This window comes from Pseudoflavonifractor sp., assembly GCF_050943825.1.
Classification (GTDB): Bacteria; Bacillota; Clostridia; order Oscillospirales; family Oscillospiraceae; genus Pseudoflavonifractor.
Map to the genome: position 1 here is coordinate 1 of NZ_JBMNPX010000026.1, position 18,997 is coordinate 18,997.

Sequence of the window (18,997 nt, forward strand, 5' to 3'; positions counted from 1 at the left end):
GCTCCCGGTCTACGGCGTCGATCTGGTCTCGGTACTCCTCCAGCTGAGACATAGAAAGGTCACTCCTGTTGATGAAATGGGGAGCCGCGGGCCCCCGTGAATTGGCGTATCAGATGCCCAGCAGCTCACAGGCCGCCAGGGCCGCCGCCGCCTCAATGACGGGCACCGCCCGGTGGACGATGCAGGGGTCATGCCGGCCCTCGATGACCAGCTTGGCGTCCCTGCCGGTGGACAGGTCCACCGTGTCCTGCTCCCGGGCGATGGAGGGGGTGGGCCGGATGGCCACCTCAAAAACTACCGGCATGCCGTTGGTGATACCGCCATTGACGCCGCCGGTGTGGTTGGTGCGGGTGCGGACGGTGGTGCCGTCCATGTAGAAGGGGTCGTTGGCCTGGCTGCCCCGCATGGCGACGAAGCCGAAGCCTGCGCCGAAGGCCACCGCCTTTACTGCCGGGACGGCGTACAGCTGCTGGGAGAAGATGCCCTCCACGTTGCGGCCATAGTCCGGGGCGCCCAGTCCGGCGGGCAGGCCGTCCACGGTGCAGCGGATGGCGCCGCCCACGCTGTCCAGATCCCCCTTGGCGGCCAGGACAATTTCCTCCACCTGCTCCGGGGTGGGATCAGCCACACCGCCCACGTTGGAGATGACGGCGGACACGGTGACGCCCCGCTCCTTCAAAATCAGCTTGGCCAGAGCTCCGGCAAAGACCAGGGGCGCGGTGAGACGGCCGGAGAAGTGTCCGCCGCCCCGGTAGTCGTTGCAGCCCTCGTACCGGACATGTCCGGAATAGTCGGCGTGACCGGGCCGGGGCAGGTCCTTCAGCTTGGCGTAATCCTTTGAGCGGGTGTCCGTGTTTTCAATCACCGCGCACAGGGGGGTTCCGGTGGTTTTACCCTCAAAGACCCCCGAGAGGATGTGGGGCTCGTCGGCCTCCCGCCGGGCGGTGGACATGGGACTCTTGCCGGGGGCACGGCGGGCCATCTCAGCGCGGATAAAGTCCATATCCACCGCAATGCCCGAGGGCACGTGCTCCAGCACCACGCCAATGGCGGGGCCGTGGGACTCGCCGAAGATAATATGCTTCATGGAATCGCACTTCCTTTCGGTGGGGCGTCATTCACTGACCGCAATCTGTCCACCCAGCCGGGCATACTCATCCCAGAAGCTGGGGTAGGACTTGCGCACGCACTCCGCGCCGGTGATGGTGACAGGGGCGGCGCAGTTGGTGGCGGCGATGGCGGCCATCATGGCGATGCGGTGGTCGTTGTGGCCGGAGACGGTGACGCCGCCGGGCAGACTGTCCTTTCCGGTGATGACCAGGTGGTCGGCGTGCTCCTCCACCTCCGCCCCCAGGGCGGTGAGCACCTCCGTCACGGTGGAGAGCCGGTCGCTCTCCTTGATGCGCAGCCGGGCGGCGTTCACCAGCCGGGTGACCCGGCGCTCTCCCCGGAGGGCGGCCATGGCCGCCAGCGGGGGCACCAGGTCGGGGCAGCCGGACACGTCAATCTCCGCCTCGCCCGGCCTGGCGATGGTCCAGTACAGCATGCCGATGCAGGCGTCCCCTTGGGCGGACTGATAGTTCAGACCCTGAATGTCCAGCTTGCTGTCCAGATAGGCGGCGGCATACCAGAAGGCGGCGTTGGACCAGTCGGCCTCTACGGTCATATCAGCGGGATGGCCGGTCTGGTTCCCGGGTACCCGGAAGGTGCGGTCGCCGTCGTACTCCGCCGCCACGCCGAACTGCGCCAGGGCGTCTATGGTCATGCGGACATAGTCCGCGCTCTCCAGGGGGGTGGTGAGATGTATTTCCGAGTCGCCGGGCAGCAGGGGCAGAGCGTAGAGCAGGCCGGTGACAAACTGGGAGGACACATTCCCCGGCAGGGTGTACACCCCGGGGGTGAGCTGCCCCTTGACGGTGAGAGTGCCGTCCTGCTGCTCATAGGAGATGCCCTTCTCCCGGAAGATATCAAAGTAGGGCTCCTGGGGCCGCTCCATCAGGCGTCCGTGGCCGGTAAACACGCCGCCGCCCCGGACGGCCAGAGCCACCGGGATGAGAAAGCGGAGGGTAGAGCCGCTCTCACCACAGTCCAGCTCAGGCAGTTCTTTGCCGCAGGCCGTCTGACCTGCCAGGCCGGTGACTGCCAGCCGGTCCTCCTCCTGCCGGACACTAGCCCCCAGGGCCTCCAGGCAGCGGACCGTGGCCTGGATATCCTGGGAAAAGGCCACGTTGGAGAGGGTGCTGGTGCCGTGGGCCAGAGCGGCGGCTAGGAGCAGCCGGTGGGCCTGGGATTTGGAGGGCGGCGGAGTGACAGAACCATGGAGAAGAGCGGGTGTTATGGTGACATTCATTTCAGTTCCTCCAGCAGCTTGGCCTTGGGCATGGGGTGGGCCACAGCCTTGCCCGCCTCCTCCAGCAGGATGACCGAGATGGAATCCCCGGCCCCCTTCTTGTCCAGTCCAATAGCGGCGGCGTAGTCGGCGTGGGTACAGGGGATGGACACCGGCAGGCCGAAGCAGCCCAGCAGCACACCGATGCGCTCGGGCAGGCCGGTCGGGGTTATCCCCATGGCGACGCCCAGCTCCGCCGCCTTCACCATGCCGGCGGCTACCGCCTGGCCGTGGGTCCAGGTCTGATAGTGTCCCGCCAGCTCGTAGGCGTGGCCCAGGGTGTGGCCGAAATTGAGCACCATCCGTGCGCCGGTGTCCCGCTCATCCTCCACAACAACAGAACGTTTAATATCACAGCAGGTATACAAAACGTGTTCAATGTCCGCCATAATCTCCTGCCGTGAGGGGTGCTGCTCCAGCCAGGAGAGAAAGGCGGCGTCCCGGATGCAGCCGTACTTGATGACCTCGGCCATGCCGTCGGCAAAGGTCTTGTCGTCCAGGGTGCCCAGCACCGCCGGGTCCATCAGCACCAGTCTGGGCTGCCAGAAGGCACCGGTCAGGTTCTTGCCGTGCTGGAGGTCAATGGCCACCTTGCCGCCCACGGAGGAGTCCACCTGGGCTAGGAGGGTGGTGGGAATCTGGACAAAGTCCACGCCCCGGAGAATGGTGGCGGCGGCGAAGCCAGCCAGGTCTCCCACTACGCCGCCGCCCAGGGCCACCACGGCATCGGTGCGGGTGAGACCGAAGTCCATCATGCACTCCCACAGCCGGGAGAGCTGCTCCACGCACTTGGAGGCCTCTCCGGCGGGAATCTCGCAGATGGCGGTCTCAAATCCGACGTTCTCCAGGGAGGGGATAATCCGGTTCAGGTACAGAGGGCCAACTGTGGAGTCGGTCACCACGAAGAGGCGGCTGGCCTTGGGCAGGGCCGCCCGGCACAGCTCCCCCGCCCGGGAGAGGAGCCCCCGCTCCATGAGAATATCATAGGAGCGGCCGGGCAGATTCACGTTCAGCGTTTTCATACCAGCGTCTTCCCCATCATGTTCACCAGAGCGCCCACCTTGCCCATGAGCTCATCGAACTTCTTGGGGGTGAGGGACTGCTGGCCGTCGCACTTGGCGTGGGCCGGGTCGTTGTGGACCTCGATGATGAGGCCGTCGGCCCCGGCGGCCACCGCCGCCATGGCCAGAGGCTCCACCATCCAGTACATGCCCGCGGCGTGGGAGGGGTCCACGATGACGGGCAGGTGGCTCATCTGCTTGACGGCGGGGATGGCGGACACGTCCAGGGTGTTGCGGGTGTAGGTCTCAAAGGTGCGGATGCCCCGCTCACAGAGGATGACGTTCTCATTGCCGCCGGCCATGATGTACTCGGCGGACATGATCCACTCCTCGTAGCTGTTGGACAGGCCCCGCTTCAGGAGGACGGGCTTGGACATCTTGCCAACCTCCTTGAGCAGCTCGAAGTTCTGCATGTTCCGGGCGCCGATCTGGACCACGTCCACCTTCTCCTCGAAGAGCTCCACGTACCGGGGGGCCATAATCTCGGAGACGATGGGCAGGCCGGTGGCCTTGCGGGCCTCCACCAGCAGGTCCAGGCCCGGGGTGCCCATGCCCTGGAAGGCGTAGGGGGAGGTGCGGGGCTTGAAGGCGCCGCCCCGGAGCATGGACGCGCCGGAGGCCTTCACAGCCTGGGCCACCTCCACAATCTGCTCCTCGCTCTCAACGGAGCAGGGGCCGGCGATGACGCCGAAGCTGCCGCCGCCGATTTTGGCATTGCCCACGGTGACCACCGTATCCTCGGGGTGGAACTTCCGGTTGGCCAGCTTGTAGGGCTCCTGAACCCGCATGACACGCTCCACGTTGGGCTCAATGGAGATCTTGTCCATGTCCACGGCGGTGGTGTCGCCCACCAGGCCCAGGATGGTGCAGCCCACGCCGTTGGTGATGCCGACCCGAAGACCCTGGGCCTCAAAGCTGGCAGCCAGGGCGTCAATATCCTCTTTCCGCGTACCGGGCTTCATAATAACAACCATGGTGAAACATCCTTTCTTTTCCAAACAAAATGAAAAGGGAGCACATTGATGAAATCAATGTGCTCCCCGTAATGGATACGAAGATACGCGCGATCCGTACAATCCGGACCTGCGCCATTCATTTCATCCCTCTTATTTACCCAACACAAAATAGCCGGTGCTCATAAATCGAGCCCAGCCGTAGGTAAAGAAGAAGGATGCAGTTGTGAGGGCAGATCGGTTCATGGAATACCTCACATTTTATGGATGGGGCTATTATAAACCTGTTGTCCGGGAATTGCAACCGGAAATTTTCAACCGGGCCGCTCCGGACGGCGGGGGTAGGGGGTGCGCTCATCGGTCAGGCCCAGGAGATAATCCACGCTGGTATTGTAAAAGCCGGCCAGCGCCACAACAACCTCCAGCGGATAATTCAGTGTGCCGGTTTCATACTGGGAATAGGTATTCTGCTTGATGTGGAGAAAGCTGGCCACTGTCTCCTGGGTCAAATCACGGTCAATCCGAAGATTTCGAATCCGCTCATAGCGCAGAGGTTCCATTTTCATACTATCACCGGTGTCATCTTAAAATATCTGGTTTTAAGATATTGTGTTTTATCTGAAAATCAGATATTCTCTAAGGGAGGTGATAACGATGGAACTATACAAGGAAATTCTGATAGAAGTCCTGTCCAGACAGGAAGTGGAGGTCCGCTTTCCACATTTTGCAGTGAATCCTGCGGAAATTGCAGAAGGAGTCTGCTATCGCGCATTGGAACGAATCCGGGACATTCTTCGGGACGATACACTCTCTGATGAGGCGTGCTTTTTGAAAATGGAAGAGATTGTCCGGGTTCTGGAAGAATTGGGCAGTCATGGCGGCACACGCCACGATTTTTGATATAAAAAGAGGGACCAGCCCATGGCTGGTCCCTCTTGTATTTCCGAAAAAGGCGCTTAGTAGGCCACACCCCAGTAGATCATGTGCTTGGCGGGCTTGCCGCAGACGGGGCACACGTCGCCCAGGTGCTCCTGCTCCAGAGGCATGCACCGGGAGGTGACGCCGGCCTCCTCCTTCATGCGGATCTCGCAGGCCTCGTCGCCGCACCACATGGTCTTGGCAAAGCCGCCCCGCTCCTTCATCTTCTCCCGGACTTCCTCCAGGCTGGAGCAGGCGTAGGTGTTGTCCTCCAGGTTCTTCTTGGCGCGGGCATACAGGCCGTCGTGGATGGAGTCCAGCATGGCGGCCACGGTCTCCTCGATGCCGTCCAGGGAGACAAAGCTCTTCTCGCCGCTGTCCCGGCGGACCAGCACGCACTGGTTCTTCTCCATATCCTTGGGGCCCAGCTCCAGGCGCAGAGGCACGCCCTTCATCTCGTACTCGGCGAACTTCCAGCCGGCGGACTGGTCGGAGTCGTCCATCTTCACCCGGAAGCCGGCCTTGACCAGCCGGTCCATGACGGCCTGGTTGGCCTCAATGACGCCGGGCTTGTGCTGGGCCACGGGGATAATGATGACCTGGATGGGGGCGATGCGGGGAGGCAGCACCAGGCCGTTGTTGTCGCCGTGGGTCATGATGATGCCGCCGATCATACGGGTGGACACGCCCCAGGAGGTCTGGTGGGGGTGGTGGAGCTGGTTGTCCTTACCGGTGAAGGTGATGTCAAAGGCCTTGGCAAAGCCGTCACCGAAGTAGTGGCTGGTGCCGGCCTGGAGGGCCTTCTTGTCGTGCATCATGCACTCCACGGTGTAGGTCTCCTCGGCGCCGTTGAACTTCTCCTTGTCGGTCTTGCGGCCCTTGACCACGGGCATGGCCAGCACGTTCTCCAGGAAGTCGGCGTAGATGTTGAGCATCTGCTTGGTCTCCTCGCGGGCCTCTTCCTCAGTGGCGTGCATGGTGTGGCCCTCCTGCCAGAGGAACTCACGGTGGCGCAGGAAGGGACGGGAGGTCTTCTCCCAGCGCAGCACGGAGCACCACTGGTTGTACAGCTTGGGCAGGTCACGCCAGGAGTGAATGATGTTCTTGTAGTGCTCGCAGAACAGCGTCTCACTGGTGGGGCGGATGCAGTAGCGCTCCTCCAGCTTCTCGCTGCCGCCCATGGTCACCCAGGCGCACTCGGGGGCAAAGCCCTCCACGTGGTCCTTCTCCTTCTGGAGCAGGCTCTCGGGGATGAGCATGGGCAGGGACACGTTCTCATGGCCGGTGGCCTTGAACTTGGCGTCCAGCTCCTTCTGAATGTTCTCCCAGATGGCGTAGCCATAGGGACGGTAGATAAACATGCCCTTGATGGAGGAGTAGTCGATGAGCTCCGCCTTCTTGCACACGTCGGTGTACCACTGGGCGAAGTCTACCTCCATATCGGTGATCTGCTCCACCTGCTTTTTATCCTGTGCCATATCGGTCGTTCAATCCTTTACAGAAATATTTGAGTATCGAACACCATTTTATGCACAAACCCTTGAAAAGTCAAGGGCTGCGGGGGGTATAAGACAAAGAAAACTCCATAAACTCTCCCTGAGGTGTTGCGGTATGACGCGGGTTGGAATCTGGGAGAAGCAGGAAAGCGTATCGGGCGCTGTGCGCCGCTCTCTGGGGCGGCGGATGGAGGAGATTCAGCTGGTGCGGGGACGGCATCCGGCAGAGTTCGCCGGAGCGCCGGTGGACCTGCTGTGCATCGGTCCGGAGTCGGCGGGCTGGGCGGGGGTGCGGGCGGCGGAGTGCGGCGCGCTGCTGCTGCCGGGGGCGGCCGGGCCGCTGGCCCGGGGGCTGAGGTGCCGCAGCGCCGTCAGCTATGGCACCTCCCCCAAGGATACACTCACCTTTTCCAGCCTGGAGGGGGATAAGATCTGCCTGGCCCTTCAGCGGGAGATCGTCAGCCTGGCGGGGCACGTGGTGGAGCGGCAGGAGTTCGTGCTCCCCTTTCCGGCGGGAGAGGACCCCATGACCTTCCTGGCCGCTGCCGGGGTGCTGCTGCTGCTGGGGGTGACACCGGAAGAAAATAGCCCTTTCGTTTCGGGGATTCTGTGATAAAATGAAAGCATAAAACTCCTGCGCAGCAGAAACTCAGGTGAAGCATATGCCCAATTATTTTACCCATCTTCAGTTCGGCACCCGGGTCCTGGCCGCCCTGCCGGAGTCCCTGCGGACCCGGATTGAGGCCCAGCGGGCCGCCTTTGACGCGGGCTGCTACGGCCCGGACCCCCTCTTTTTTTATGACCTGTTCCACAACAACCCGGTGCGTCAGGTGGGACTGCGGATGCACAAGGTGTCCGCCCTGCCCGTATTCCGGCGGCTGGTCGGAATCATCGCGGAGGACCGGCCCGGCGGCGCAGGCTACGCCGCCGGATTTCTCTGTCACTTCGCCCTGGACAGCGGCTGCCACGGGTACATAGAGGCCCGGGCTGCCGGGGGCCAGACCAGTCATCTGCGGATGGAGGGGGAGTACGACCGGCTGCTCATGGAGCGCGCCGGCATCGACCCCCTCCGGGAGACACCCATGCCCCGGCACAGGCTCACGCCCGGGGAGCTGGAGACCGCCGCCCTGGTCTATCCCGGCGTGACGGCGCGGCAGTATGAGACATCGCTGGGTGCCTACCGGCGGGTGTGCCGCTTCCAGACCATGGCCTCCCGGATTGGCCTGAGCGGAGTTGTGGACGCCATCTCCCAGCGCACGCCGGACAAGCCGGACTTCCGGGGCGCGGTGCTGGGCCGCCGGGCGGCGGGTGAGTGCGCCGTCAGCAGCACGGTGCTGGACCGGCTGGTGGATCAGGCGGTGCCCCGGGCAGCGGAGAAAATCGGCATCCTGTTCCGGGCGGCAGCGGGGGAGGGCAGCCTGGACAGCTGGTTTGACCGGAATTTCAGTGGGAGATAGGTGTGGAAAACCTGTGGAAAATGTGGAAAACCATTTGGTAAAATAAAAACCAGGAGGGAAAGATGGGGAAAAAGTATACCAGACTGAAACTGAAAATGCTTCTGCTGGTGGTGCTGGGCGCCGCGGCGGCCGGGGCAGTGGGGATATTTCTGCTGGAGGTTGTGGTGGACGGCCTGCTTCAGGACCCCTTTGCCAGAGGCTTTGTCTGGGTGGCACAGGAGATTTTCGGAAACAGCCAGGAGGAGGCCCTGGATCTCTACCAGACCTTGATCCGGAACAACAAAACCATGATTCTCAACTGTGCCATGATGGTGCTCATGCTGGTGGCCTTCTATCTGGCCATGGGCCGGTTTACTAAATGGCTGGACCAGATTGGCCGGGCCACCCGCCGCCTGGTGAACGACACAGAGAAGGAGATCAGCCTGCCCCGGGAGCTCTCTCCGGTGGAGGAGGACCTGCGGGCCATCCAGCGCCAGCTCCGGGGCCGAGAGGCGGAGGCAAGGGAGAATGAGGAGCGCAAGCGGGATCTGGTGGCCTTTCTGGCCCACGACCTGAAGACCCCTCTCACCTCGGTGGTGGGCTATCTCACCCTCCTGCGGGACCGGCCTGAGATGGAGCCGGAGCAGCGGGCCAAGTACACCGGCATCGCCCTGGACAAGGCGGAGCGGCTGGAGGAGCTGCTGGGGGAGTTCTTCGATATCACCCGCATGGACCTGGAGGGCACGGCGGACAGCGGCGAGACCGTCCAGCTGACCCTGCTGCTGGAGCAGCTGGCAGACGAGTTCTATCCCCTCTTTGCGGAGAAAAATCTGACCTGCGAAGCGCAGCTGGAGCCCCAGCTCACCGTGGCAGGCGATCCGGACAAGCTGGCCCGGGTGTTTGACAACGTGTTGCGCAACGCGGTGAGCTACTCCATCCCCGGCGGCGAGGTGGGCATCACCGCCCGGCGGCAGGGCGGGCTGGTAGAGGTGGTCATCAGCAATGAGGGCCTGGAGATCCCCGAGGGGGAGCTGGCCCGGATTTTTGAGAAGTTCTACCGGCTGGACGCCGCCCGTTCCACCCGCACCGGCGGGGCCGGACTGGGCCTGGCCATCGCCAAGGAGATTGTGGAGCTCCACGGCGGCACCATTCGGGCCGAGAGCACGGGAAAGCACACCAGCTTTGTCATCAGCCTGCCCGCACAGGGGGAGGAGCATACATAAGGAGCACAGATATGAAGGAAGTTGAGATGGCGGCGGACTATCTGGCCCGGCAGGGCCTGCGCTGCGTGGATATGCTGGAGCTGCTCCGCCGGGACGGCGGCGCGGTGCGCTATGCCGGGGACGAGGGGATGCTGCTCTGGGACAAGGAGAGCGGCGCCTGGTTTCTCAGCGCCCAGAGTGAGGAGGCACTGGGACGGGCTCTGCCCCTGATTCCGCCGGAGGCTAGGCTGGCCACCTGCCACGAGGACTGGTATCTGCCGCAGCTGGAGGCCCGGCTGGGCCTGAAGGGGCGGGCGTTCTTCCAGTCGGTCTGGACAAAGCCTCAGCCGCCTGAGCTGCCGCCCTTTCAGGGAGTACTGCGGCGGCTGGGTCCCGAGTGGGCGGAGACGGTGGCGGAGGCCTACTGTCAGACTTTTGGGGACATCGATTATATCCGGGGAGCCATTGACCGGGGGATGCTGGGCATCTTTGACGGGGAGGAATTGGCCGGGTTCATCGGCGTCCACGACGAGGGCAGCCTGGGCATGCTGGAGGTGCTGACTCCATACCGCCGCAGAGGATACGGTCTGGTGCTCCAGCTAGCCATTATCCGGGCGGCTCTGGCGGAGGGGCGGTACGCCTACGGCCAGGTGGCGGAGCACAACGCAGCCTCCCTGGCTCTCCAGCAGAAGGCGGGGATGACGGTATGTCCGGAGAAAATCTACTGGCTCATGGAGTAATCCACAAAAAACGCGGGACCACCCGAAGGTGGTCCCGCGTTTTTGCATCTGTGTGTCAGCCCCGCTGGTCCAGAGGCACAAAGGGCCGGGCGGGGGCCACGGCCTTGTAGGCAGGGCGGATGATCTTGTTGCCGGGGTTGTAGACCTCCTCAATGCGGTGGGCGCACCAGCCCACCACACGGGCCACGGCAAACAGGGGGGTGTACAGCTCCTGGGGAATGCCCATCATCTTGTACACCAGGCCGGAGTACAGGTCCACGTTGGCGCAGACCACCTTCCGCTGGCCGGAGGCGGACAGCACCTCGGGGGTGAGCCGCTCCACCGCCTCGTAGAGCTCGAACTCCTCCAGCATACCCTTCTTGGCGGCCAGAGACTTGGCGAACTTCTTCAGCAGTACGGCACGGGGGTCGGACAGGGTGTAGATGGCGTGGCCCATGCCGTAGATAAGGCCGGAGCCGTCGCCGGCCTCCTTGCGGAGAATCCGGCTGAGATAGGCGCGGATCTCGTCCTCGTCCCCCCAGTCCTTCACGCCGTCCTCGATGTACCCGAACATCTCCATGACCTTCTTGTTGGCGCCGCCGTGGCGGGGGCCCTTCAGAGAGCCGATGGCGGCGGCGATGGCGGAGTAGATGTCGGTGCCCGAGGAGGACAGCACACGGCAGGCGAAGGCGGAGTTGTTGCCGCCGCCGTGCTCGGCGTGGAGCACCAGACACAGGTCCAGCAGCCGGGCCTCCTCCTCAGTGAACTGGTTGTCGTGCCGGACGGAGTAGAGGAAGTTCTCCGCCACGCCCAGCCCCTCCTGGGGCCGGTGGAGGTAGAGACTCTCGTTGTCATAGTAGTGCCGCTTGGCAGCGTAGGCGTGGGCGGCGATGGTGGGCAGCCGGGCGATGAGGGCAATGGCCTTGCCCAGCTCGCTCTCCAGGGAGCGGTCCTCCGGCGCGTCGTCATAGGAGTAGAGGGACAGCACCGAGCGGGCCAGTTTGTTCATCACGTCGGCGCTGGGGGCCCGGAGAATCATGTCCTCGGTAAACATGGCGGGCAGGGGCTGGTGGACCGACAGGGCCCGCTGGAACAGCGTCAGCTGCTCCCGGGTGGGCAGGGCGCCGAAGAGCAGCAGATAGGCCGTCTCCTCAAAGCCGAACCGCTTCTCGCTCATAAAGCCGTCCACCAGGTCGTTGAGGTCAATGCCCCGGTAGATGAGCTTGCCCTCCATGGGGAAGCGCTCACCGTCCTGCACATAGTAGCCCAGCACGTTGCCGATCTGGGTGATGCCGGCCAGAACGCCGGTGCCGTCGGCATTGCGCAGGCCACGCTTCACGTCCCACTTTTCGTAGTAAGCCGGGTCAATACGGTTATGCTTCTGGAACTCGCCGCATAGACTTTTAATAAAATCCATGGAGCCGTCAGTGTGCACGGACTGCATGAGGACTCCTCCTTTGCTCCTGTTTGAATATCCCATTTTACTACGGATTTTCATGCAAGTCAACGGCGGAGGGAGAACGGAGCCGGGGAGCGGAAGGTGAGAGCGGTGCGGAACAGAGAAGGAAATGACATGAGACGGGCGGCGGCGGTGGGACTGGCTCTGCTGGTCCTGCTGTTTCTGATGCCTCTGCTTTTTCTGGGAAGCGAGGGGGAAGCGGAGGACACGCCCGAGCCCACCGGCACCCTGCCCCTGGACCGGACTGTGGTGTCCCCGCCGCCGGCGGAGGGGGCAGGGGCGGACGAGACGGCAGCCGTCCGGGTAAAGCTGTCCGACGGCACGGTGACCGAGATGACCATGGCCGACTACCTGTGGCGGGTGGTGGCGGCGGAGATGTCCGCCTCCTTTGAGCCGGAGGCGCTGAAGGCCCAGGCGGTGGCGGCCCGCACCTATGCGGCGGCCAAGATGACAGCGGGGGAGGCCAACCACCCGGATGCGGATATGTGCACCGATATCAGCTGCTGCCAGGCCTACATCACACCCCAGGAGGCGGCGGAGAACTGGGGGGAGTCGGCAGCGGACTATGAGGCCAAGGTATCCGCTGCTGTGGCGGGCACCGACGGCATTATCGCCACCTATGATGGACAGCTCATCCAGGCGGTGTTCTTCTCCTCCGCCGCGGGGCGCACGGCGGACGCAGTGGAGGTGTGGGGCAATGACGTGCCTTATCTCACCAGCGTGGAGAGCCCAGAGGGTGAGGAAGTGCCCAACTACCACAGTACGGTGACGGTACCTGTGGAGGAGTTCCGGACAACCCTGCTCTCTCAGGTGTCCGGCGCCGATCTGAGCGGCGATCCGGCTGGCTGGTTCGGCACGCCGGTGCTGGGTTCCAACGGCGCCGTGGTCACCATTCCGGTGGGAGGCACGGAGGTGGCTGGGACCACGCTGCGCACCCTCTTTGGTCTGCGTTCCGCCGTGTTTACCGTCCAGGCCGACAGCACCGCTGTGACCTTCTCCGTCACCGGCTACGGCCACGGGGTGGGCATGAGCCAGTACGGCGCCAACGCCATGGCGAAAGAGGGCAAGAGCTATGAGGAGATTCTCAAATGGTACTACACCGGCGTGGAGCTGGAGCAGATGACCGGATAGATGAGCGGGAGGCCCGGCGCATTTGCGCCGGGCCTCCCCTCTGTAAAGCTCTGTTATTCCACGGTTACCTCGCACTCGGGATACCAGGAGATGGCGGTCTGGATGCTCTTGCGGGCGGGCAGGCCGTTGCCGAAGAGGACGGTCAGCTTCCCGGGGTTGACGGCGTCGCCCTGCCAAGGCTCCAGCCGCACCAGGGGGCCCACACAGTCGGACAGATACATCTGGCCGGACAGGGGGACAAAGCCCTTGATCCGGTAGGTGTCCTCGGCGAACATGGCCAGGAATTTCTCCAGGGAGGCAGGGGTGAAGCCCTTCCCGATGGTAAGCGTCAGCTTCTGGAGGGTAACGTCCCGCGTGTGGATGGAGGGCGGGCCGTCCGACCCGGCGGGGGACATGGAGAAGAGCCAGGCCGGGTCCAGAGCGCCGAAGGAGGTCTCATGCACCGGGCGGCCGGGCCGCTGGGCCTCCACCTCTTCCCGGATGCGGGCCACCTGCTCCGTGGTGGCCAGGTCGGTCTTGTTGATGAGGATCAGGTCGGCCACGGCCAGCTGGAGCTTGCACACCCGGGCGGTGGCGTACACCTTGTGGAACCGGGCCGCGTCCACCAGACAGATGGCTCCGGCGTAGGTCAGACCGGCGAATTTCTCGCGCTGGCCCAGAATCCTGCCCACACTGGTGGGGTCGGACAGGCCGGAGGCCTCCACCAGAATCACATCGGGTTCCTGGTCCAGGGTGTCCCGGAGGGTATCCTCAAACTGCTCCAGCCGGCAGGCGCAGAAGATGGAGCCGTTGTCAATCTCAGCCAGGGTTACACCCAGGTCGGACAGCAGAGCGCCGTCCACCCCCTCCCGGCCAAACTCGTTGATGATCAGAGCCAGCCGCTGGCCGGGGAAGCAGCGGACCAGATTTTTCAGAAATGTGGTCTTGCCGGCGCCGAGAAAGCCGGTGACAAGATAGAGTCGGGACAAACAGAACACCTCTTTCCAAACACTGGGGGACGACTGTGCCCATCCGCAAAGCGGCCGGGCGGACCATAGGGGACCGCCCGGCCGGGATGGTGATTACTTCAGCGCGGCGATGGCCTCATCCAGCGCGGCGGTGAGTTCCTCACGGCTGGGAATGATGGACTTGAACTTCAGCTGACCGTTGATGTAGATGGAGGGCAGGTTGGTCACGCCCATCTTCTTGCAGCGGGCGATGTCCTCCTTGATGGTGTACTTGTACAGGGCGAAGTCAACCCGATCCTCATACTCGGGCTTGACCTCCTCCACGGCGCTGGCCATGTAAGTGCAGGCGGCACAGGTGGCGGGATCCAGAGTGAAGACCTCCACGAAGGGACGGGTGAGAGCGCCGTAATCGGGCAGCTCCACGTCGATGTCCTCCTCCTGGGAGACGTAGTTCTTCACCATCTCACGGACCTCGTCGGTGTGCAGCACGGCCTGAGCCACGCCGATGCCGTTGTCCACAGGCACGTCGTAGGGCATGTCGCAGCCAGGGGCCACGATCAGGTTCCGCTTGTCCTCGATGGAGTCCAGCATATCCACGACCCACTTCATGTTGTCCTGCTGAGTGCCGTGGAGCATGACGGTGGTCAGGGGGATGTTGCCGCCCATACAGACGTTGTACTTGTCGGTGATGACCTTGGCCGCCTTCAGGTCCACGTTCTCGTCCACAGAGATGGAGTCGGGGCCGGTCTTGCACATGACCTCGATGTTGCGGGTGGCGTCGCCGCAGACGAAGAAGGAGGAGAACACGCCCAGGGAACGGATGTGGTCGAACACCTGGGTGAAGGGCTCGGCCATGAACTCCTCAAAGTGGGCGGCGGAAATCTGGGAGATGAGGGGGTCCACCACGGCGATGACGTCCATGCCGGCATCCACCATGTAGTCGCTCATCTTCATGGCAACCTTGGCGCAGTAGCCCAGCAGGTCGTGGACATAGTCCTCGTCGTCGAACATGTCCATAAAGATGTCGTTGCCGCGCAGGTGGGAGGCAAGGGTGAAGGGGCCGCAGATCAGGCCGTAGAGAGCAGTGGTTTCGCCCACGGCGGCCTTCATCCGGCGCATCACGTCCAGCACCAGGGGCAGGCGGCCGTCCTCGGGGGTGGGGATGGTGCACTCGCAGGGGACAGTCATATCATCGGCCAGAGGGTGGGAGGCCACGGAGGGAGGGCCGTCCTTGGCCCAGCGCAGATCGCAGCCCAGGCACTCGGCCTCCAGCTGCAGGTCGAACACCACCGGCTGCCCGTGGGGCTTGTAGAGCCGGTTGACCTCCATCAGGGATTCAAAGAGCTTGTCGGCATCGGTGAGGACCTCGGTGGCGTCATAGCCGGTGAGCTTTCCGGCGTGGACACCGGCAAAAGGAACCCAGGCAACCTGATCGGTGGGCTCATGACGAAGGGTCTTGAACAGTATCTCCTTGGGCAGCATGGCAATTCTCCTTTTCTCCAAATATGGGTGCTTCCTTATTTAATAGTTTAGGGCAGCATGGGCAAAGACTTCTAGTAGAAATCGCCTGTTTTTGGTCAAATCATACGATGAAGGACAAAAGAAAAAACTTAGTTCCAACGCACCGCCTTCCGCTCCAGCACGGTCACCAGCGCGTTGAGGGCGGTGACCACCAGGGCCACCAGAAGAATGCCGGCAATGACGTTGGTGTAGTTGGCATAGTCGGCGAAGTTTTTGATGAAGTACCCCAGGCCGCTGGTGGCGCCCATCATCTCCGCCAGGGTGAGAAGCATGAAGGAGGTGGACAGGCTCACCCGCAATCCGGAGATGAGGCCGGGCAGCAGGGCTGGCAGGAAGATCTGGAACACCATCTCCCGGTCGGAGAGGCAGAGCACACGGGCGCTGTCCAGAATATGGGGGTCCAGCCCCACGGTGCGGCCCACGGTCTGGAGGAAGGTGGGCCAGAAGATGCCCAGAATGATGACCAGGGCCGAGGCAGAGCGGAAGGAGGGCATCAGGGCGATGAGATAGGGGGCGTAGATGATGGCGGGCACCGGGGAGAGCACCCGGGCGATGGGCACCAGGAAGCCCCGCAGCCGGGGGCTCCACCCTGCCAGCATGCCCAGCAGGGCCCCCAGGGGGAGGGCGATGCCGAAGCCGATGGCCAGCAGGGACAGGGAGGAGCCGATGCCCCGGAGCATCAGCTGCCACTGGCCGGCAAAGACCTGGAACACCGCCTCGGGGGTGGGTACCAGAATGGGGTGGGCCTTGCCCAGCACCGTGGCCCACAGCTCCCAGATGTTGAACAGCAGAAACAGGAAAGCGCCGATGTCCCCGGCGGCCCGGACGCTTTTCTTCCGGATAATACGCCACAGACAGGCCGCCTCCACCAGAACGGCGGCGCACAGGAAGAGGACGGGGGAGGCAGTCTCGTTTTTGCCCGGCAGGGCCACCTGGACCACCAGCAGCACAAAGAGCAGATGGACCAGCACAATAGGACGGGATTTTTTCTCCGGCTTGTTCACAGCGTCTCACCCACCGCCTCTCCGTACTGGTAGAACAGGCCGATGAGCCGCTTGCGGGTGGCGCAGCAGTCGGCCGAAGTGAGAAACTCCGCCGGGTCCCGGGGACGGGGCGCCCGGACGGGCAGGATGAGCCGCACGCCGCCGGGGCGGAAGAAGGCGATGCGGTCGGAGAGGAGGATGGCCTCGTCGATGTCATGGGTGACCATGACCACTGTGCTTCCCTCCGCCTGCCACAGCTCCAGCAGCAGCTGCTGGAGGGCCTGCCGGTTCTTGGGGTCCAGGGCGCCGAAGGGTTCGTCCAGCAGCAGCACCTGTCCGCCCACCGCAAGGGCCCGGGCGATGGCCACCCGCTGGGCCATGCCGCCGGACAGCTCTCCGGGGTAGCGGGACAGGGCGTCCTTCAGGCCTACACGGACCAAGGCCGCCTCTGCCTGCTCCGCCGCCTGGGCACGGGACAGGCCGGGTCTGGCCTTCCGCAGTGCAAAGGCCACGTTCCCGCGGGCGGTGAGCCAGGGAAACAGCCCGCCCTGCTGGAACACGATGGACCGCCCCGGCGCCGGGCCGGTCACAGGCGCGCCGCCGATGGAGACCGTCCCCTCCTCCGGCAGGGAGAGGCCGGAGATGAGCCGCAGCAGGGTGGACTTGCCGCAGCCGGAGGGGCCCACCACAGACAGAAAGGATCCGCTTTCCACCTCCAGGGACACCTGGTCCAGCACCCGGGGACCGCCGGGATAGGAGAAGGACACGTCGCGCAGGGAGATTTCAGGCACGGGAAGGCCTCCTTTGCGGGAAATTACAGGTTGTTGGCGTCGTACGCCTCCAGCATCTCCTGGAAGTGGACGTCGTCGGGGTACCGCTCCAGCACGGTGTTCAGGGCGTCCAGATAGATGGTAGAGTCCACATGGTCGGCCATGGTGTTTTCCACATCCGCATCAATGTCGCCGTTGGCCTTCATCACATCGAAGAACTCCACCACCCGGTTCTTGGCCGGGTCCATGGAGATTTTCATGCAGCCGTCGTAGATGCAGTACTTCACATAGTCCTCGCTCTGGCCGGAGAAGGCGGCCAGGGTGGCGATGGTGGTCTCCGGATCGTCGTACATCAGCTTCATGGCCCGCAGGTTGGCTACCTCAAAACGGACCAGAGCGGGCCGCTTCTCCTCCACCACAGCACCGGAGGTGGTCTGGCGGCAGCACACATTGTCGGGCGTGTACTCCCCCACAAAGAAGGGTACCACAAGACCCTGGGTGACGGCGTTCTGCTCAAAGCCGCTGTTGACAAAGCCCACATCGGCCGTGCCCTTCAGCACCGCCTCCACCACGGACTGGAAGCCGTCCAGCTCCACAAAGGTGACCGTGCTCATATCCACCCCGGCCTGGCGCATCTGGTCCTTCATCATCATATGGCCGGTCTCAGCACGGACACAGGCCACCGTCTTGCCCGCGAAGTTCTGGATATCCTGGAACTCCTCCTCCCGCTCCGGCAGGGCCACACAGGCGCTGCCCTCGGCGATGGTGCCGCCGATGACGGTCAGGTCGGCACCCTGGGCGATAAAGGTGCAGGTGGGGATCACACCGAAGGGCAGCACGTCCAGCTTGCCCAGGGTGATGGCGGTCAGGCCGTCGTTCAGGTTGGAGATCTGGGTCAGCTCCACGTTGAGGCCTTCCTCCTCATAGTAGCCCATCTCATGGGCCAGCACCACCATGGCTGCCTTGATGCCGGTGCCCATCTGGCCCACGGACAGGTCGTAGGTTACGGACGGGTCCCCAAGGGGGGAATCGGCAGAGGCTGTCTGGCTCTCCTGGGGCGCGGAGCCGGAGGGAGCGGGGGTGGAGGACTGGGGTGCGCCGTCCTGCTGGGTGCAGGCGGCCAGGGACAGAACCAGCAACAGGGACAGGGCAAGAGACAAAATCCGTTTCATGACAGTGGGACTCCTCCTGAAGGGTGAATTTTTGGGCCGTTAGGCCTTTTTGGACGGGAAATAGGGGCAGGCGGTATGGAGGCACTCGGCGTTCTGGGCGAAGCGGGTGCAGGCGGGCTTGGGCTGTTCTCCCAGGTCCACCCCCAGAACCTCCTTGGCCAGCGGCACAGCGGCCTCAATGGCCAGGTAGGACACCCGCTTGCAGCAGCGGGGGCCGTCCACTGTGGCGATGGACTCCAGACACCAGGCGGTGAAACGGTTGGCGTCCGCCCAGCGGGTGGTGCTCTTGGGATTGGTTTTGAGCCACAGCGCGGCGAAAATACCCGCGCCTACTGCCGCACCGCAGCAGCCGCAGTCGCCGCAGCTGCCGCCGGGCACCCGCTTGGCCCGGGTCAGGGCGGTGTGCAGCGCCCGCTCCAGGGCGGCCCGGTCCCGGCCCGACACGCTGTGGGCAGCGGTGAGCAGGGCAGCGGGCACCATGAAATGGTGCTCCGGGGTGTGCATCGCCACGCCGGGCAGCGACATCATGGCCTCCAGCATGTCCAGCGGCGCCACCGGGCCGCCCCGGTCAAAGGCGTCCAGACACAGCGCGATCATCTCAGGGTAATTGCCGGCAAATGCGTCTCCCATGTTATAACCTCCAGACATGATAGGGCTGGCATCAGCAGCGGACCGACACCAGCGATTTCCTTTTGTAGCTTCATTGTAGAACGACGGCGGCTGGTGCGGTAGTGAGAAATCTTTGTTTCTTGGTAAAATTTTGTGATTTTTTCCCCTGTGTTCCAAAGACCAAACACGAGGAGAATTCTGCAAAAAAAGCAGTTTTTTATAGACCGCACT

The 18,997-nt window shown here is 63.6% G+C and carries 19 protein-coding genes; 6 read left to right on the forward strand and 13 right to left on the reverse strand.

Annotated features, from left to right (window positions below):
* Positions 1 to 109 precede the first annotated feature (109 nt).
* The 5 genes from ACOX7T_RS13935 to ACOX7T_RS13955 form a co-directional block, all read right to left on the reverse strand.
* Complete coding sequence (locus ACOX7T_RS13935; RefSeq protein ID WP_433443829.1) at positions 110 to 1,087, reverse strand: chorismate synthase; 978 nt, start codon at positions 1,085 to 1,087, stop codon at positions 110 to 112.
* A gap of 27 nt (positions 1,088 to 1,114) precedes the next feature.
* Complete coding sequence (locus tag ACOX7T_RS13940; RefSeq protein WP_433443832.1) at positions 1,115 to 2,350, reverse strand: 3-phosphoshikimate 1-carboxyvinyltransferase; 1,236 nt, start codon at positions 2,348 to 2,350, stop codon at positions 1,115 to 1,117.
* Positions 2,347 to 3,411 carry a 3-dehydroquinate synthase gene (gene aroB / locus ACOX7T_RS13945; protein ID WP_433443834.1) on the reverse strand — a complete coding sequence of 355 codons (1,065 nt, stop codon included), beginning with the start codon at positions 3,409 to 3,411 and terminating at the stop codon, positions 2,347 to 2,349. Before aroB ends, ACOX7T_RS13940 begins: the two co-directional genes overlap by 4 nt.
* Positions 3,408 to 4,424 carry a 3-deoxy-7-phosphoheptulonate synthase gene (gene aroF / locus ACOX7T_RS13950; RefSeq protein WP_433443836.1) on the reverse strand — a complete coding sequence of 339 codons (1,017 nt, stop codon included), beginning with the start codon at positions 4,422 to 4,424 and terminating at the stop codon, positions 3,408 to 3,410. Before aroF ends, aroB begins: the two co-directional genes overlap by 4 nt.
* A gap of 293 nt (positions 4,425 to 4,717) precedes the next feature.
* Complete coding sequence (locus ACOX7T_RS13955) at positions 4,718 to 4,969, reverse strand: helix-turn-helix domain-containing protein (protein ID WP_433443838.1); 252 nt, start codon at positions 4,967 to 4,969, stop codon at positions 4,718 to 4,720.
* A gap of 88 nt (positions 4,970 to 5,057) precedes the next feature.
* Here ACOX7T_RS13955 and ACOX7T_RS13960 point away from each other — a divergent pair, with 88 nt between their 5' ends.
* Positions 5,058 to 5,303 (forward strand): hypothetical protein, encoded by a 246-nt coding sequence (locus tag ACOX7T_RS13960; RefSeq protein WP_433443840.1) that lies wholly within the window; start codon positions 5,058 to 5,060, stop codon positions 5,301 to 5,303.
* 56 nt (positions 5,304 to 5,359) lie between these two features.
* Here ACOX7T_RS13960 and proS read toward each other — a convergent pair whose 3' ends face one another.
* Positions 5,360 to 6,799 carry a proline--tRNA ligase gene (proS, locus tag ACOX7T_RS13965; RefSeq protein WP_433443842.1) on the reverse strand — a complete coding sequence of 480 codons (1,440 nt, stop codon included), beginning with the start codon at positions 6,797 to 6,799 and terminating at the stop codon, positions 5,360 to 5,362.
* A gap of 133 nt (positions 6,800 to 6,932) precedes the next feature.
* On the opposite strand from proS, the gene ACOX7T_RS13970 reads away from it, so the two are divergent.
* From ACOX7T_RS13970 to ACOX7T_RS13985, 4 genes are all read left to right on the forward strand, one after another.
* Positions 6,933 to 7,430 (forward strand): hypothetical protein, encoded by a 498-nt coding sequence (locus tag ACOX7T_RS13970; RefSeq protein WP_433443844.1) that lies wholly within the window; start codon positions 6,933 to 6,935, stop codon positions 7,428 to 7,430.
* Between the two features lie 49 nt (positions 7,431 to 7,479).
* Positions 7,480 to 8,274: a zinc dependent phospholipase C family protein gene (locus ACOX7T_RS13975; RefSeq protein ID WP_433443846.1), complete on the forward strand. Its 795-nt coding sequence runs from the start codon at positions 7,480 to 7,482 to the stop codon at positions 8,272 to 8,274.
* A 62-nt stretch (positions 8,275 to 8,336) separates the two neighbouring features.
* Positions 8,337 to 9,476, forward strand: coding sequence for a sensor histidine kinase (locus ACOX7T_RS13980; RefSeq protein ID WP_433443849.1), 1,140 nt, complete (start codon positions 8,337 to 8,339; stop codon positions 9,474 to 9,476).
* Positions 9,477 to 9,487: 11 nt separating this feature from the next.
* Complete coding sequence (locus tag ACOX7T_RS13985; protein ID WP_433443851.1) at positions 9,488 to 10,195, forward strand: GNAT family N-acetyltransferase; 708 nt, start codon at positions 9,488 to 9,490, stop codon at positions 10,193 to 10,195.
* Positions 10,196 to 10,250: 55 nt separating this feature from the next.
* Here the strand turns inward: ACOX7T_RS13985 and ACOX7T_RS13990 are convergent, their stop codons facing one another.
* On the reverse strand, positions 10,251 to 11,618 hold the full coding sequence (locus ACOX7T_RS13990; RefSeq protein WP_433443854.1) for a citrate/2-methylcitrate synthase: 1,368 nt from the start codon (positions 11,616 to 11,618) through the stop codon (positions 10,251 to 10,253).
* A 129-nt stretch (positions 11,619 to 11,747) separates the two neighbouring features.
* On the opposite strand from ACOX7T_RS13990, the gene spoIID reads away from it, so the two are divergent.
* On the forward strand, positions 11,748 to 12,764 hold the full coding sequence (gene spoIID / locus ACOX7T_RS13995) for a stage II sporulation protein D (RefSeq protein WP_433443857.1): 1,017 nt from the start codon (positions 11,748 to 11,750) through the stop codon (positions 12,762 to 12,764).
* A gap of 53 nt (positions 12,765 to 12,817) precedes the next feature.
* Here the strand turns inward: spoIID and ACOX7T_RS14000 are convergent, their stop codons facing one another.
* The 6 genes from ACOX7T_RS14000 to ACOX7T_RS14025 form a co-directional block, all read right to left on the reverse strand.
* On the reverse strand, positions 12,818 to 13,732 hold the full coding sequence (locus ACOX7T_RS14000; protein ID WP_433443860.1) for a CobW family GTP-binding protein: 915 nt from the start codon (positions 13,730 to 13,732) through the stop codon (positions 12,818 to 12,820).
* Positions 13,733 to 13,825: 93 nt separating this feature from the next.
* Positions 13,826 to 15,193 (reverse strand): uroporphyrinogen decarboxylase family protein, encoded by a 1,368-nt coding sequence (locus ACOX7T_RS14005; RefSeq protein ID WP_433443892.1) that lies wholly within the window; start codon positions 15,191 to 15,193, stop codon positions 13,826 to 13,828.
* Positions 15,194 to 15,321: 128 nt separating this feature from the next.
* Entirely contained in the window at positions 15,322 to 16,236 is a 915-nt protein-coding gene (locus ACOX7T_RS14010; protein ID WP_433443863.1) for an ABC transporter permease, read from the reverse strand.
* Entirely contained in the window at positions 16,233 to 17,006 is a 774-nt protein-coding gene (locus ACOX7T_RS14015) for an ABC transporter ATP-binding protein (protein ID WP_433443865.1), read from the reverse strand. Before ACOX7T_RS14015 ends, ACOX7T_RS14010 begins: the two co-directional genes overlap by 4 nt.
* Before the next feature lie 23 nt (positions 17,007 to 17,029).
* A complete protein-coding gene (locus ACOX7T_RS14020; RefSeq protein WP_433443867.1) occupies positions 17,030 to 18,157 on the reverse strand; it encodes an ABC transporter substrate-binding protein in 1,128 nt (375 codons plus the stop codon).
* 39 nt (positions 18,158 to 18,196) lie between these two features.
* A complete protein-coding gene (locus ACOX7T_RS14025) occupies positions 18,197 to 18,787 on the reverse strand; it encodes a DUF5714 domain-containing protein (protein ID WP_433443869.1) in 591 nt (196 codons plus the stop codon).
* Positions 18,788 to 18,997: the final 210 nt, after the last annotated feature.